This window comes from Dyadobacter beijingensis DSM 21582 (assembly GCF_000382205.1).
In the GTDB taxonomy this organism is placed as follows: domain Bacteria; phylum Bacteroidota; class Bacteroidia; order Cytophagales; family Spirosomataceae; genus Dyadobacter; species Dyadobacter beijingensis.
Genome location: NZ_KB907787.1, coordinates 462,139 through 476,049 on the forward strand (window position 1 = coordinate 462,139; position 13,911 = coordinate 476,049).

The window sequence follows — 13,911 nt, forward strand, 5'->3', positions numbered from 1 at the left end:
AGTAAATTTAGCCTAAAATGACCGGGAGTTTATGGATGACCATTTTTTTTGCGTTATTTTGTAGCGTTTATAAGTTCCAATTTTTAATCAAACCACAAGCTGCAAATGAGTACGATTCAGTCAGTACATGCAAGACAAATTCTGGATTCAAGAGGAAACCCCACAATAGAAGTTGATATTCGTACCGAGAATGGTTATCTGGGCCGTGCCGCTGTTCCTTCGGGAGCTTCTACCGGTAAGCACGAGGCAGTTGAGCTTCGCGATGACGACAAGAGCGTTTATGTTGGAAAAGGAGTTTTGAAGGCGGTTGAGAATGTAAACGACATCATCTTCCCTGAACTGATCGGTTGCTCCGTATTCGAGCAAAACCTCATTGATAAAATCATGCTGGAACTGGATGGCACGCCTAACAAAGCGAAGTTGGGTGCAAATGCGATCCTGGGCGTTTCCCTTGCTGCTGCGAAAGCTGCTGCACAGGAAGCTAACCTGCCATTGTACCGTTACGTAGGTGGTACCAATGCCAATACATTGCCTGTACCGATGATGAACATCCTTAACGGCGGTAGCCACGCGGATAACTCCATCGATTTCCAGGAGTTCATGATCATGCCGGCCAAAGCGGATACTTTCTCTCAGGCATTGCGCATGGGCGTTGAAGTTTTCCATACTTTGAAAACCGTATTGAAAAGCAAAGGCTACTCGACCAACGTAGGTGACGAAGGTGGTTTTGCCCCTAACATCAAATCCAACGAAGAGGCAATCGAGGTTGTATTGCAAGCAATCGAAAAAGCAGGTTACAAACCCGGCGAAGAAATCTTCATCGCGATGGATGCAGCTGTTTCCGAGTTCTACGAAGACGGTTTGTACCATTTCAAAAAATCAGACGGCCGTAAATTGAGCTCTGACGAGATGGCTGACTACTGGACTCAGTGGGTGGCTAAATATCCTATCATCTCGATCGAGGACGGTATGGACGAAGACGACTGGGCAGGTTGGAAAACTTTGACCGATTCTATCGGCAAGAAATGCCAGCTCGTGGGCGACGACTTGTTCGTAACCAATGTAACCCGTCTGCAACAAGGTATCGAGTCACAAATCGCTAACGCGGTATTGGTGAAAGTAAACCAGATCGGTTCTTTGACCGAGACCATCGATACGGTAAACCTTGCAAAACGCAACAGCTACAAGAGCATTATGTCGCACCGCTCAGGTGAAACAGAAGATGCAACGATCGCTGACCTCGCGGTTGCATTGAACACCGGCCAGATCAAAACAGGTTCGGCTTCACGTTCAGACCGTATGGCGAAATACAACCAGCTGCTTCGCATTGAAGAAGAACTGGGCGAAAGCGCATATTTCCCGGGATTGAAATTCTAATCAAAACCATATAAGAGCCGGAGCCCAGTGCTCCGGTTCTTGTTTTAAGGGTATTTCAATATGAAAAACCGCTCATTCTGGTCGTTGCACACATTAAAGAACTTCTATATCGCCACATTCGTCGTGTGGCTGATATGGATTTTGTTCCTCGACAATAACAATGTCCGGATCGTGATGTCGAACCGGATGAAAATGAAGGACCTCGAAAAGGAGAAGACGATCCTGGAAGAGAAGATCCGCGAGGTTAAGAAAGAACGGAATGAGGTTTTCGGAAATCCCAGAATGCTTGAAAAATGGGCGCGCGAGAAATTCATGATGCGCAAACCCAACGAAGAAGTATATGTGATTGTGGACGAAAACAATCAGCCTGTCGAAAGCAAAAAGGAAGAGTAGCATTACGCTAGACATAACATTTTAATTCAGCATACATTGAGCAAGAAAGTCATCCTCATTATTATGGACGGCTGGGGCATCGCCAAGTCCGGCGAGGAAAACCGTTCCGCCATTCTGGCTGCAAAAACGCCGTTTTACGATTCCATTCTTCAAAAATACCCGCATAGCAAGCTCGAAGCGAGCGGTCTGGCAGTAGGCTTGCCCGACGGACAAATGGGTAACTCCGAAGTAGGACATACCAATCTCGGCGCCGGTCGCGTCGTCTATCAGGACCTGGTAAAAATCAACCTCGCGGTATCCGAAGGCACGCTCGCGCACGAGCCCGCGCTCGCACAGGCGCTCGACTACGCGAAGGCGGAGGGTAAAAGACTCCATTTCATCGGCCTCGTTTCGGATGGCGGCGTGCACTCGCATATCGACCATTTGAAAGGTCTTTGCAAAATCGCGGCAGACCGCGGTTTGAGCGATGTATTCGTTCACGCATTCACCGACGGCCGCGATACCGATCCGAAGAGCGGATTGGGTTTCCTGACCGAGCTAAGTGAATCGATGGCGCAAACCACAGGCAAGATCGCCAGCATAACCGGCCGCTACTACGCAATGGACCGTGATAAGCGTTGGGAGCGCGTGAAACTCGCTTACGACGCGATGGTTCACGGCGAAGGCAAGCACGTACCGGCAGCAGACGTTCTGAAGGCTGTACAGGCTTCCTACGAAGAAGGTGTTACCGACGAATTCATCACGCCGATCATCGCTACCAATGCCGACGGTTCCCCGCTCGCGTTGATCCAGGACGGTGATGTGGTATTGTGCTTCAACTTCCGCACAGACCGCGGCCGCGAGATCACGCAGGTGCTCACGCAGCAGGATTTCCACGAGCAGAATATGCACAAGCTGAATTTGAAATACATCACCATGACCAACTATGATGATACTTTCAAAGGCGTGGACGTCATTTTTGACAAAGATAACCTGAACAATACCCTTGGCGAGGTGCTCGAATCGGCTGGAAAGAAGCAGATCCGCATTGCTGAAACCGAGAAATACCCGCACGTGACATTCTTCTTCTCCGGCGGTCGTGAAAAGCCGTTCGAGGGGGAAAGCCGTTTGCTGTGCCCTTCACCAAAAGTGGCTACCTACGATTTGCAGCCTGAAATGTCGGCATTCGATATTCGCGATGCCATTGTTCCTGAATTGGAAAAAGGAGAAGTGGATTTCGTGTGTCTCAATTTCGCGAACCCCGACATGGTAGGCCATACCGGCGTTTTCGAGGCGGCAGTGAAGGCTTGCGAAACGGTAGATCAATGCGTACAGGCGGTTGTAACAACCGGTTTGGACCACGGTTACTCGTCGATCATCATCGCCGACCATGGTAACTCGGATTATATGTCGAACGACGACGGTTCACCAAACACAGCGCATTCATTGAACCTCGTGCCGTGCATTCTGGTGGATAATGAATACCAGAAGCCGATCAATAATGGGAAACTTGCCGATATCGCGCCGACCATTCTGGAATTAATGGGAATCGCGAAACCGGCAGAAATGACCGGCGTGAGCATTCTCTAAAACTTTTAGGGCATCGATTGATGTTAACCAACAGAGAGTCCGTCGGGGCTCTCTGTTTTTTTAGCCACATTTGAAATCCATGCATTACCGCTTCCTACCGATCCTCGCAACTTTCCTGTGCATTTCCCTCATCTCCTGCACGCCGGAAGAATCCAAAGACGACGGCCCCAAGACTTACTATGATTTGAAAGGCTTTGTGGAGAATCAGATCGAGTATTTGAACGACAAGAGGCCGGAAGTCAATAAAACGGCCATTCTGGGGAGCAAGCGCGAGGTTTCCAGGACCAGAGATGTCGATTGGAAAAAGGAACTGGAACTGTTTGTACAAGCCGATATCAATAAACCGTCCTACCGGCAGAGCTACGACATCCTTCAAAACGGGCCCGTGTATTACGAATATCGGCTCAAACCAGGTAACGATCTGCCCGTAACTTACCTGAAAATCGAAACGGATTCCGTTTTGAAACAGCCTTTATATGTAGAAGCATTGCTGCGCGCACGGAACAAGATCTACCATTCGGAAAAAAAGGTGATTTTGAAAACCGTCAAGCGGGATAATCTCCTGGAAGTAAACGCTTACCAGGTAGACGGTTACCAGAAGCTGATCTTCGTAGACAGGAAAACTTTCCGCATTCAGGGCCAAATAGGACTTTAACGGGCTAATTGCATTATTTTCTCTGTACCACTACACCATATTTTGTGGTAACATTACCCAATTTTCCAGCTGCATGTTTGAGATAACCAACGGTTTGGAAGATTTTTAAAATATACAACAGAATACACGAAAAGAGCCAAATTCGTAAGAATGAGGTTCTTTTTTGCATTTCAGCGGGTTGTGGGAAATCGGTTGAATGCATCGAAAAAGGCCATTAGCATTGAGCGGCACAGAATTGTTTGATTAGAAAGCAGAATTGCATGTAGACCCGGATTCAATTTAACCTGTCTCCATGAGAAACTAAATCACACAAGTAAAACTTAATATCAATGCAACAAGAACAGAAAAATAAGCAGAGCATAGCCTGGGCAATGGTTGTTGTCCTTGGGCTTGCAACAGCCATGTTCGGCTACTTGTTTACTACTCAGAAACAGGAATTGACCCAACAGGAGTCGATGGTAGTCGAAAAAGCAAGAGAGTTGGCTGTAACCAAAACTAAACTGGATTCTATTTCGACGGTGCTGGACGCGAAAATCGCGGAAGTTGAGAAGTTGGGCGGTGATATTACAGAGCTGACCAAAATGAAGGAGAAACTCGAAGCGGATAAAGTAGCATTCAGCCGCAGCAGAAGAGTTGAAACCAACAAGTATCTTGGTAAAATTAAGGAATACGAAAAATTCCTGACCGAGAAAGACGAGATGATCGCGCAACTGAAAGCTGAAAACGAGCAACTTGTAGCCAGCAACGACTCCCTGCACACACACGTAGGAACACTGACCAGCGAACGTGAGAAACTCGTTCAACGCCAGGCTGAACTGACAGACTCTGTTACCACATTTACTGCGGCTAACAAAGAGCTGAGCGCGAAAGTGAGCAAAGCTGCTGCACTGAAAGCACAGAACCTGAAAGTACTTACCGTGAATTCGAGAGGTAAAACCAAAGAACGCGAAGAGTACAAAGCCAGCCGTGTCGACAAGCTGAAACTGGTGTTCAACCTTCCGGAAAACGAGCTGACTGCTCAGGAGCCCAAAGACATTTATGTGCGGGTGCTTGATCCGGACGGAGCGGTGGTAGCTGACGACGCTACGGGATCAGGCGAGTTCGAAGTGGATGGTGCTCCATCTAAATTCACGACCCGCGAGTCGATCGCTTATCAAAACAACAACCAGAAAGTAGAGATGTTGTACGATAATGCCAATAAGTTCCGCCCAGGCAAGTATAATGTGGAGCTTTATGCAGAAGGTTACAAAATTGGTGGGGGTAACTTCACCATCAAGAAATAAGACATAACTTCACACCATGCATAGCTATAAGGCTGCCGATCAACGATCGGCGGCCTTTTTTTTATGATTGCTGCGTTTGCGCATTGATAACGTCGATGAAATGCCGGAGCTCCTCCGTCCGCTGCGGGCCCGATTCGGGGTAGTTCATATTCATCTTCTTTAATTCTTCGGCGATGATTTTCGCCACGGTCAGGCGGAGGTTCTTTTTGTCGTCGGCCGGGATTACATACCAGGGCGCCTTTTTACTGGCTGTGGCATTAATGGCATCCTCGTAAGCCTGCATATATTCCGCCCATTTATCCCGGACTTTTACGTCTTGTTCTTCGAATTTCCAGTTTTTGGAAGGATCTTCGATACGTTCGATCAGACGATTGGCCTGTTCTTCCTTGGAGACATTCAGGAAGAACTTGATCACGCGGATACCATTGCGGTAGAGGTATTTTTCGAGGTTACGGATGTCGGAATAGCGGTGTTTCCATACTTTTTCCAGGTCTTCCGTCAATTCCACAGGCAGGCGCTGCGATTGGGTGAGGATTTCGGGTTGCACTTTTACTACCAGCACTTCCTCGTAATAGCTGCGGTTGAATATCGTGATCGTGCCGCGCTGAGGCAGCACAAGGTTCGTGCGCCACAGGAAATCATGGCCGAGCTCGGTTTCCGTCGGACGCTTGAACGAATGGATCTTGACACCAACCGGGTTCACGCCCGAGAGCACGTGCTTAATGGTACCGTCCTTACCCGCCGCGTCCATCGCCTGGAAGATCACCAGCAGGCCGTAGCGGTTATGCGCGTACATCATGCTTTGCAGCTCGTCGAGCTCTTTCGCCGATTCTTCTTGCATGGCCTCGTACTCCGCTTTGTCGGCATAAATGTCCTTGAACTTCGTTTTGGCCTTACTGATGTCAAATTTCTTGCTACCGTCGAAGCGGTAATCATCCGAATTAAAGTCCGACATATCCGTACGATTTAAGTATTGGAAAAAATTAATGGGCTCTCAGAAAAGCTACCAGCTTCGCAAATGCCCGCCCGCGATGGCTTAGCTCGGATTTCTCCTGCATGGTCATTTCGGCAAATGTGCGCGAATGCCCTTTGGGAACAAATATCGGGTCGTACCCGAAGCCGTTGGTACCGCGGCGGTCGTCGATAATGGTACCTTCTACCGTGCCCTCAAACTGGTAATATTCACCTTCAACCGACAATGTAATGACCGTCAGGAACCGTGCAGCACGATTTTCTTCGTTAGCGAGGTTCTTCACAAGCAGGTCGATATTGTCGTCGGAACTGCGGTGCTCGCCGGCATAGCGCGCCGATTTGACGCCCGGTTCGCCATTTAATGCATCTACTACCAGGCCGGTATCGTCTGCGAAGCAGTCTATCCCATAATTGTCTCGCACGAACCGCGCTTTTTCACGCGAATTTTCCGCGATCGTATCGAAAGGCTCGGGAATATCGGTATCGCAGCCGATGTCGCTCAATGTTACAAGTTCGAACTGGTCGCCCAGTAATGCCTGTATTTCTTCCAGTTTGTGCCGGTTGTTAGTGGCAAAGCAAAGTTTCATGCGTTGAGATGATGATGATCGGGATGCATTTTACGAAAAAATGAGTAGGGTTAAATGCCGCGAAGGCACGAATTATACACGAAATGTATTCGTGAAAATTCGTGCCTTCGTGGCATTATCAATTTAAGTGGCCTATTTCGCAGGAGCCGGAGCCGGGAGCGCAGGGCCAGCCGGTTGCTTCGCGCCTTTGGTAATGTCGATCAGTTCCATTTCAAACTGCAATACCGAGTTACCCGGTATCGGACCGTAAGTCTCAGGGCCGTAAGCCAGTCCCGATGGGATCAGCAGCAAGCCTTTTTCGCCTTTTTTCATCAAAGTCAGGCCTTCGTCCCAGCCTTGGATCACCATGCCCGCGCCTACTTGCAGGTCGAGCGGTGTGCCTTGCTTTTTAGAGCTGTCGAATTCTTTGCCGTCGAGGAACTTGCCGGTGTAATGCACTTTCACATTATCGCCCGCAGTAGGGGTAATGCCGGTCCCTTCGGTTTGTGGTACGTATACTAGGCCGGAAGCAGTTTTACGCGCTTTGGCTTTCAGGTTGTTTTTTACCAGGTAATCTTCGATCACTTTCGCGTCGATATCCTTTTGTTTTTTACCTGCTTCGGCTTGCTGCTTCTGGAATTCTTCCGAAGTGAGTACGCTTACCACTTTCACGGTGAAGCTCAGTTCTGATCCTTTTTTGATCATCGGCGGCATCGGCTGGCCGATTTTCGCGAACAATGTATCGGCATTCACGAGGAATTTCGCGCTGTCGCCGGTTGCGAGCATGGTAAGGCCTTCTTCGAAACTGCCTTTGTAAGGCGGGGCCTGCAATACCATCTTCACGGGGTTTTTCTCTTTATAAGTATCCCGGAGCGTAGAGTCTGTACCATTCTTCAACACCAGGTGGAATGTCATGATATCTCCCAGTTTGGCTTTTCTTGCATCGTCTTCGTGGTCGAAAAGCGTGTATTTGAGGCCGCTTTCGGTTACCTGCTGACGATATTGATTGCAAGCGGCTGCGAGAATAGTTATGCCCATCGCATAACCGATTGTTTTTAAATTCATTGGGATGTGATTATTGAAAAGATATTTTTGGTGAAGTTATAATTCAAGTTTAGTCAACGCTCAAAAGTTCTTCCTGGTATGAGGGCAGTATGCTAAGAAATCTTGCAACTGTTTCATTCACTGATTGTTCCGACCGGCCCCCCGATGCATTCTTGTGCCCGCCACCGCTGAAATGCGCGCTGGCAAGATCACGTACCGAGAAGCTGCCCACCGACCTGAACGAGATTTTTACCTCGCCTTTCCGTTCGATGAACATCGCCGACATCACCACATTCTCGACCTGCAAACCGTAGTTCACAATGCCTTCTGTTTCGCCGGATGCGGAGTTGAATTTTTGCAGTTCCGCCTCGGTCAGTACCATGTATGCGGTGCGGTATTCGGGCAGCACCGTGAGTTTATTGCAAAGCACATAGCCGAGGAATTGCAGGCGTGAGAGCGGCGCATTATCATAAATCAACCGGTGTACGCGGCTCGAATCGAAACCGGTACGCATGAGATCAGCCACTGCCAGGTGCACCGCCGGCGTCACATTACCGTGCCGGAACGAGCCGGTGTCGGTCATGATGCCCGCGTAAAGGCATTCGGCCATAGGAATGTCGAAGATCTCTTCCGCCGGCAGGCCGCCTTCCATTTCTTTCACGAGCTCATACACGAGCTGCGCCGTAGCGGCGGCCGTGGTATCCCAAACCATCCATTTCGCAAAATGTTCCGGTTCGAGATGGTGGTCGATCATCATTTTGGGCGCTGCGGCGTCCTGTACCACTTTCCCGAGGTCTTTGAGCCGGGATAATGCCGAGAAATCGAGGCAGCAGATCATAGTCGCCTGTTCGATTTTACGTTTGCATTTGCCTTGCTCGGAAGCTTTCTCGTACACGAGCACGTGCTCCATGCCCGACAGCCAGCGGAGATTAGCCGCATAGTCGGTAGGGCTGATCACCGTTACCTCATGTCCTTTTTTGAGCAAATAACTGGCCCAGCCCAGGGACGAACCCAATGCATCCGCATCCGGGTCGCGGTGCGTTGTGATAACGATTTTTTGGGGTTGGGATAAAAAAGAGCGAAGCTCTTCAATGATTTGATTCACAGTAACTTAGTTCAAAAGAGGAATTTCCTGTTTGCTTAGAGCCCACAAAATTAACAAAATGGTTGGGATTTGTGCCAAAAAGAGCGGTAAAGGCTGGCAATCAGGCCTTGATTTAACATAAGGCGGGGCTTAACGGACGAAAGGTTCGCTATTTTAAAATGAAATATAGTAGCTTGCATGCAGTATCAATATAGCCAAGTACGTATGCCAACGAATAAGACATTTACCATGATCAAGCCTGATGCTGTGAAGGATGGTCATTCGGGTTCAATTATTAAGTTGATTGAAGCAGCAGGATTCCGGATTGTGGCCCTGAAAAAAACGCAGCTTACGTCCGAGCGTGCCGGTGAATTTTACGCCGTACACAAGGAGCGTCCCTTTTACAATGATCTGTGTGAATATATGTCATCCGGGGCGATCGTCCCGATGATACTCGAAAAGGAGAATGCAGTGGCCGATTTCCGTAAACTGATCGGCGCTACCAACCCGGCCAATGCAGAGGAAGGTACCATCCGCAAATTGTACGCGATTTCAATGGAGAAGAATGCCATCCACGGCTCGGATTCCGACGAAAATGCGGAAATCGAAGGAAACTTCTTCTTCTCGCACGTAGAGCAGTTCTGAGAAAGCGACCATATTAAAAACGAAAACCCCGGGGCCTATGCTCCGGGGTTTGCTGTTTTTGATACTATTATATACTACTTGATCACTTTCACGTAAACGCTGTCAAGTACCTGAATGTAGCCGTTGGCTGTTTCGATATCCTTCCTGCTGATCTTGGCCCCGTTGAATGTGATTACGCTGTCTTTTTTTGTTACACCAAGTTTCAGCTTTGCCGCAGTTGCAAGCGATCCAGCCTCGAACTCACTATATTTTTTCACCGATTTGATGACATGGCTGTTTAAAAACTCATCCACAGAGGTATCGGGCATGCTGGTGATCACAGATGAGCTGAATATATTAGCCTTATTAAAGGCCGCATTCGACGGAGCTAGCAGGGTTTGGTTCTGCGACCTGAAAGCGTCGCTTTTTTTCGCCCGCTGCATAATGTCTTTCAACATGCTGAATTCCGGATTTTCCATGATCACATCCGTCATCGCTTTGCGCTTTACGAGTTCCCCTTCGTCTTCCTTACAAGAAATCAAAATCGTTGAAAATAGCCCTGCTGCCAAAAAAAATGTTGCCCAACGCCCTCCAAAACGGTTTTTTTTCATAGCTTTCCAAGTGGTTAATTTTCGTAAAACTAATGGAAAATGTAGTTTGGCCGAATTTGTAACCACAAATTTTTAATCCTAATCCTATAACCACCATGTTAAAATTGAGACAATGGATTGTCGCCGGAGCGGCCGTCCTGATGCTGAATTCAGCGTTTTTCGCGCTGAATGGCCCCGCGGCAGATCCGTTGAAAAAGCCCGTAAAATTGTTCAATGGAAAGGATCTTAAAGGCTGGACCATCCACGGAACCGAGAAATGGTATGTCGACGGCGGTGAGCTCATCTGTGAAAGCGGCCCCGACAAAAAGTACGGCTACCTCACCACCGACAAGTTTTACAAAAACTTCGACCTGACCCTTAAATTCAAACAGGAGGCCAATGGCAACAGCGGCGTATTCTTCCGCTCCACGGTAGAGGGTACCAAAGTATCCGGCTGGCAGGTAGAAGTGGCGCCGCCAAACCACGATACCGGCGGCATTTACGAATCCTACGGCCGCAACTGGCTTGTGCAGATTCCCGAGGAAAAAGAAGGCTTCCTGAAAATGGGTGAATGGAACACCCTCCGCATCCGCGCGGAAGGCGACCGCACCCAAACCTGGCTTAATGGCCACGAAATGGTGGACCTCACCGATGCCAAAATCGGGGCAGGCGTTGGCTCGATCGCATTGCAGATCCACGATGGCGGCGGCATTAAAGTGCGCTGGAAAGATATCTTGCTGGAAGAGCTCTAAAACGGGACGGTTTTCATTCCGTCAGCGGGTAAATTCATCCCGCTGAAACCGGCACTTCGTCGGAATTAACTTATTAAACGGCTTCATGGCCAATAGATTTGTGTCAACAGTTACACATCATCTATTAGCCATGAAGTTTTTTTATTGTCTGTTGCTCATCATCCCCGCCGCCGCCCTGGCCCAGAAAAACATCCAGGGCAAGGTGACCGATCAGCGGGGAAATGCGTTGCCCGGCGCCAACGTGTTCCTGAAAGGCACTTACGACGGCGGTACCACCGATGCCAACGGCGTTTTCGCATTCCAGACGTCGGAATCCGATACGGCTACCGTTGTGGCGAGCTATGTCGGGTTTGAGGTTTTTGAGAATAAGATCAATCTGAAAGAAAGTATCCCGGCAATGTCCATCAGGCTCGATGAACTGGCCAACGAACTGAATACCGTCGTGATTACCGCCGGCGCATTCGAAGCGTCGGACGAGAAGCGGATGGCTTTGCTGAAACCACTGGATATTGTGACTACGGCAGGCGCGGCGGCGGATATTACCGGTGCAATGCAATTTCTTCCTGGCGCGCAGCGGGTAGGGGAGCAGGAGGGGCTTTTCGTACGCGGTGGCTCCGGTCAGGAGACGAAGATCGTCATCGACGGGATGATCGTGCAAAACCCGTTTTTCAGCTCATTACCCGACGTACAATCGCGCGGTCGGTTCAACCCATTCATGTTTAAAGGCACTTCATTCAGCACCGGCGGTTATTCGGCGCAATACGGGCAGGCATTGTCGTCGGTACTGCTGCTGAATACGACGGATAAGATTAGTAACAATGGCCTGGGCATCAGCCTGAACCTCGCCAATGCGGGTTTGAATTATGATTATGCCCATAAAAACCAGTCGGTCTCGGCGGTGGTCTATTACGGCAACCTGCGGCCACTGTTCAAGCTGGTGAAGCAGAATGTGGAATGGATTCATGCCCCGGAGTTCAAAGGTTCGTCGCTGACCTATCGCTGGAAGCCGACCAAAAACGGCGTCTTGAAAGTCTATGGTATGTATTCCGACAGCCATTTGAGTATGAATAGCAACGACCCGTCGTCGGATACGGGCAAAATGCGCCTTGTTTTGAAAAACAACAATGCATTCACCACCAGCACCTACACCGACTCCTGGGCCGACGGCCGCTGGACACTGAACTCCGGTATCTCGTACAGCCGCAATAAGGACAATATGACCTGGGACGGCGTGCATTTCGACCGTTTCGACGAACGCACGCAGGCGCGCGTCGTACTCACACGCCTGCTTTCGGGAAACAATACCATTCTGTTCGGCGCCGAGGCGCATGCGATTAATATCGGGAACGGCGTCGATGGGAAGATGTACCGGCTGAAAGACCGCTATACGGCGGCGTTTGTGGAATCGGAGATTTACATTACTCGTGCGCTGGCCGGGCGGATCGGGGTTCGGAGCGAGTATTCGTCGGTGATCGGGCGGGCTAATGCGGCGCCAAGGTTGTCATTTGCCTACAAGACGGGCCGGTACAGCCAGGTTTCGCTGGCCGCAGGGCAGTTTTACCAAAATCCGGATTACCGATATTTGTATTTAAACAAATCCCTGAAATACGAGCGCGCCGACCATCTGATCGTCAATTACCAGATTATCAAAAACCAGCGCACATTCCGGGTTGAGACATTTTATAAGAACTACGCGCAGCTCGTCCGCGAATTTACAGGCCAGAAATACGACGCCGATCCCTACCGTTTCCCGTGGGGCGCCACCAACAATTCCGGCGACGGCTACGCCCGCGGCTTCGACTTCTTCTGGCGCGATCAGAAGTCGGTCAAAAACCTGGATTACTGGGTTACTTACAGTTTTGTGGATTCCAAACGGCTCTTTCAGCAATTTGAACAATCGGCCACGCCTACATTTATTTCCAACCATAATATCAGCCTCATTACCAAAAAGTGGTTTGAAAAGGCTAGAACCAACCTCAGCGCTACTTACGCATTCACCAGCGGCCGGCCCTACTATAATCCCAACAATGACGAATTCCTGAAAGACCGCACGCCCGCTGTGCATCATGTGAGCATCCAGGCCAGCAAGCTGCAGAGCATTAAAGGTAACCTGGTGATATTCTATGCCACGGTTGATAATATCCTCAATACCCGCAATGTATTCACTTACCGCTACACGCCCGACGGCCGCACGCGCTATGCGGTCGGGCCGCAGAGTTACCGCAGCTTTTTTGCAGGAATGCAGATCATGCTTTCCAAAAAGGCCAAAGTGGGGAAGGACGATTTTTGAACATTTCATATCCCATATTTAAAACCAATCATAAAGATGAAAAAGCTGACCACATTCGCATTGCTCTTTGCCCTCGCCACCGGCATGGCGTGGGCGCAGAACGAGAAATACACCAGGGCCATGAGCGACGGTATCAATGCATTGATGGCCATCGACCGCTCCAAACCTGATCCGAAAGCATTACAGGAGATCGGAAACCGCTTCGAGCGCATTGCCGCTGCCGAGCCGAAAGAATGGCTGCCAAAATATTACGCCGCCTATACCAATGCATTACTCGGTTTGACAGGCGCTACGCTCACGGAAAAAGACCAGTATTTGGACAAAGCCAATGCCTTATTGAAAGAGGCGGAAACCATTGCCGGAAAGCCTAATGACGAGCTGGAAGTGCTCAAAGCATACCACGCGCAAATCCACCTCGCGGCCGACCCGATGAACCGCTGGCAAACCGACGGTGAAAAGTTCCAGGGCTTCCTGCAATCGGCGAAATCGCTGAATGCCGACAATCCGCGCATTTATTACCTCGAAGCGTCGAGTGCCTTCTTTACCCCGGACGAATATGGCGGTGGCAAAAAGGTGGCCAAGCCGATGCTCGAAAAGGCGCAGCAGAAATTTGCCGCCTTCAAACCGGCCACCACCATCCACCCGGATTGGGGCAAAATGGAAACCGAATGGATGCTTTCTCAGACAAACTGATATTAATGTTTAGGGTTAT

General features: G+C 49.5%; 14 protein-coding genes. 9 read left to right on the plus strand and 5 right to left on the minus strand.

All coding sequences use genetic code 11. The annotated features are described in order from the left end of the window. Positions 1–105: 105 nt before the first annotated feature. The 5 genes from eno (at position 106) to H144_RS0109200 (ending at position 5,277) form a co-directional block, all read left to right on the plus strand. Positions 106–1,377 carry a phosphopyruvate hydratase gene (gene eno / locus H144_RS0109180; RefSeq protein ID WP_015813818.1) on the plus strand — a complete coding sequence of 424 codons (1,272 nt, stop codon included), beginning with the start codon at positions 106–108 and terminating at the stop codon, positions 1,375–1,377. A gap of 60 nt (positions 1,378–1,437) precedes the next feature. Next, positions 1,438–1,770, plus strand: coding sequence for an FtsB family cell division protein (locus H144_RS0109185; protein WP_019941757.1), 333 nt, complete (start codon positions 1,438–1,440; stop codon positions 1,768–1,770). A gap of 36 nt (positions 1,771–1,806) precedes the next feature. Further along, entirely contained in the window at positions 1,807–3,339 is a 1,533-nt protein-coding gene (gene gpmI / locus H144_RS0109190; RefSeq protein ID WP_019941758.1) for a 2,3-bisphosphoglycerate-independent phosphoglycerate mutase, read from the plus strand. Positions 3,340–3,418: 79 nt separating this feature from the next. Next, on the plus strand, positions 3,419–3,994 hold the full coding sequence (locus H144_RS0109195; RefSeq protein WP_019941759.1) for a hypothetical protein: 576 nt from the start codon (positions 3,419–3,421) through the stop codon (positions 3,992–3,994). Positions 3,995–4,323: 329 nt separating this feature from the next. After that, positions 4,324–5,277 (plus strand): DUF8428 domain-containing protein, encoded by a 954-nt coding sequence (locus tag H144_RS0109200; RefSeq protein WP_026350536.1) that lies wholly within the window; start codon positions 4,324–4,326, stop codon positions 5,275–5,277. 61 nt (positions 5,278–5,338) lie between these two features. On the opposite strand, the gene H144_RS0109205 is transcribed toward H144_RS0109200, so the two are convergent. From H144_RS0109205 to H144_RS0109220, 4 genes are all read right to left on the minus strand, one after another. Further along, a complete protein-coding gene (locus H144_RS0109205; protein WP_019941761.1) occupies positions 5,339–6,232 on the minus strand; it encodes a polyphosphate kinase 2 family protein in 894 nt (297 codons plus the stop codon). A gap of 28 nt (positions 6,233–6,260) precedes the next feature. Further along, complete coding sequence (gene rdgB, locus H144_RS0109210; protein ID WP_019941762.1) at positions 6,261–6,836, minus strand: RdgB/HAM1 family non-canonical purine NTP pyrophosphatase; 576 nt, start codon at positions 6,834–6,836, stop codon at positions 6,261–6,263. Between the two features lie 132 nt (positions 6,837–6,968). Further along, on the minus strand, positions 6,969–7,880 hold the full coding sequence (locus H144_RS0109215; RefSeq protein ID WP_019941763.1) for an FKBP-type peptidyl-prolyl cis-trans isomerase: 912 nt from the start codon (positions 7,878–7,880) through the stop codon (positions 6,969–6,971). A gap of 49 nt (positions 7,881–7,929) precedes the next feature. Continuing rightward, positions 7,930–8,964 (minus strand): DHH family phosphoesterase, encoded by a 1,035-nt coding sequence (locus tag H144_RS0109220; RefSeq protein WP_019941764.1) that lies wholly within the window; start codon positions 8,962–8,964, stop codon positions 7,930–7,932. Between the two features lie 204 nt (positions 8,965–9,168). Here H144_RS0109220 and H144_RS0109225 point away from each other — a divergent pair, with 204 nt between their 5' ends. Continuing rightward, on the plus strand, positions 9,169–9,588 hold the full coding sequence (locus H144_RS0109225) for a nucleoside-diphosphate kinase (protein WP_026350537.1): 420 nt from the start codon (positions 9,169–9,171) through the stop codon (positions 9,586–9,588). A 74-nt stretch (positions 9,589–9,662) separates the two neighbouring features. Here the strand turns inward: H144_RS0109225 and H144_RS0109230 are convergent, their stop codons facing one another. Beyond that, positions 9,663–10,178, minus strand: coding sequence for a fasciclin domain-containing protein (locus H144_RS0109230; RefSeq protein WP_063826386.1), 516 nt, complete (start codon positions 10,176–10,178; stop codon positions 9,663–9,665). Positions 10,179–10,318: 140 nt separating this feature from the next. Here H144_RS0109230 and H144_RS0109240 point away from each other — a divergent pair, with 140 nt between their 5' ends. From H144_RS0109240 to H144_RS0109250, 3 genes are all read left to right on the plus strand, one after another. Next, positions 10,319–10,909: a 3-keto-disaccharide hydrolase gene (locus H144_RS0109240; protein ID WP_374754586.1), complete on the plus strand. Its 591-nt coding sequence runs from the start codon at positions 10,319–10,321 to the stop codon at positions 10,907–10,909. Positions 10,910–11,039: 130 nt separating this feature from the next. Next, positions 11,040–13,199, plus strand: a complete 2,160-nt coding sequence (locus tag H144_RS0109245) for a TonB-dependent receptor (RefSeq protein ID WP_019941769.1) — start codon at positions 11,040–11,042, stop codon at positions 13,197–13,199. Between the two features lie 36 nt (positions 13,200–13,235). Next, positions 13,236–13,892 (plus strand): hypothetical protein, encoded by a 657-nt coding sequence (locus H144_RS0109250; protein WP_019941770.1) that lies wholly within the window; start codon positions 13,236–13,238, stop codon positions 13,890–13,892. Positions 13,893–13,911 lie beyond the last annotated feature (19 nt).

Excerpts from the sequence above, each read along its gene's own strand:
- eno (WP_015813818.1), top strand. The coding sequence starts at position 106 with ATGAGTACGATTCAGTCAGTACATGCAAGACAAATTCTGGATTCAAGA.
- H144_RS0109185 (WP_019941757.1), top strand. The coding sequence starts at position 1,438 with ATGAAAAACCGCTCATTCTGGTCGTTGCACACATTAAAGAACTTCTAT.
- H144_RS0109195 (WP_019941759.1), top strand. The coding sequence starts at position 3,419 with ATGCATTACCGCTTCCTACCGATCCTCGCAACTTTCCTGTGCATTTCC.
- H144_RS0109200 (WP_026350536.1), top strand. The coding sequence starts at position 4,324 with ATGCAACAAGAACAGAAAAATAAGCAGAGCATAGCCTGGGCAATGGTT.
- H144_RS0109205 (WP_019941761.1), bottom strand. The coding sequence starts at position 6,232 with ATGTCGGACTTTAATTCGGATGATTACCGCTTCGACGGTAGCAAGAAA.
- rdgB (WP_019941762.1), bottom strand. The coding sequence starts at position 6,836 with ATGAAACTTTGCTTTGCCACTAACAACCGGCACAAACTGGAAGAAATA.
- H144_RS0109215 (WP_019941763.1), bottom strand. The coding sequence starts at position 7,880 with ATGAATTTAAAAACAATCGGTTATGCGATGGGCATAACTATTCTCGCA.
- H144_RS0109225 (WP_026350537.1), top strand. The coding sequence starts at position 9,169 with ATGCCAACGAATAAGACATTTACCATGATCAAGCCTGATGCTGTGAAG.
- H144_RS0109230 (WP_063826386.1), bottom strand. The coding sequence starts at position 10,178 with ATGAAAAAAAACCGTTTTGGAGGGCGTTGGGCAACATTTTTTTTGGCA.
- H144_RS0109240 (WP_374754586.1), top strand. The coding sequence starts at position 10,319 with ATGCTGAATTCAGCGTTTTTCGCGCTGAATGGCCCCGCGGCAGATCCG.
- H144_RS0109245 (WP_019941769.1), top strand. The coding sequence starts at position 11,040 with ATGAAGTTTTTTTATTGTCTGTTGCTCATCATCCCCGCCGCCGCCCTG.
- H144_RS0109250 (WP_019941770.1), top strand. The coding sequence starts at position 13,236 with ATGAAAAAGCTGACCACATTCGCATTGCTCTTTGCCCTCGCCACCGGC.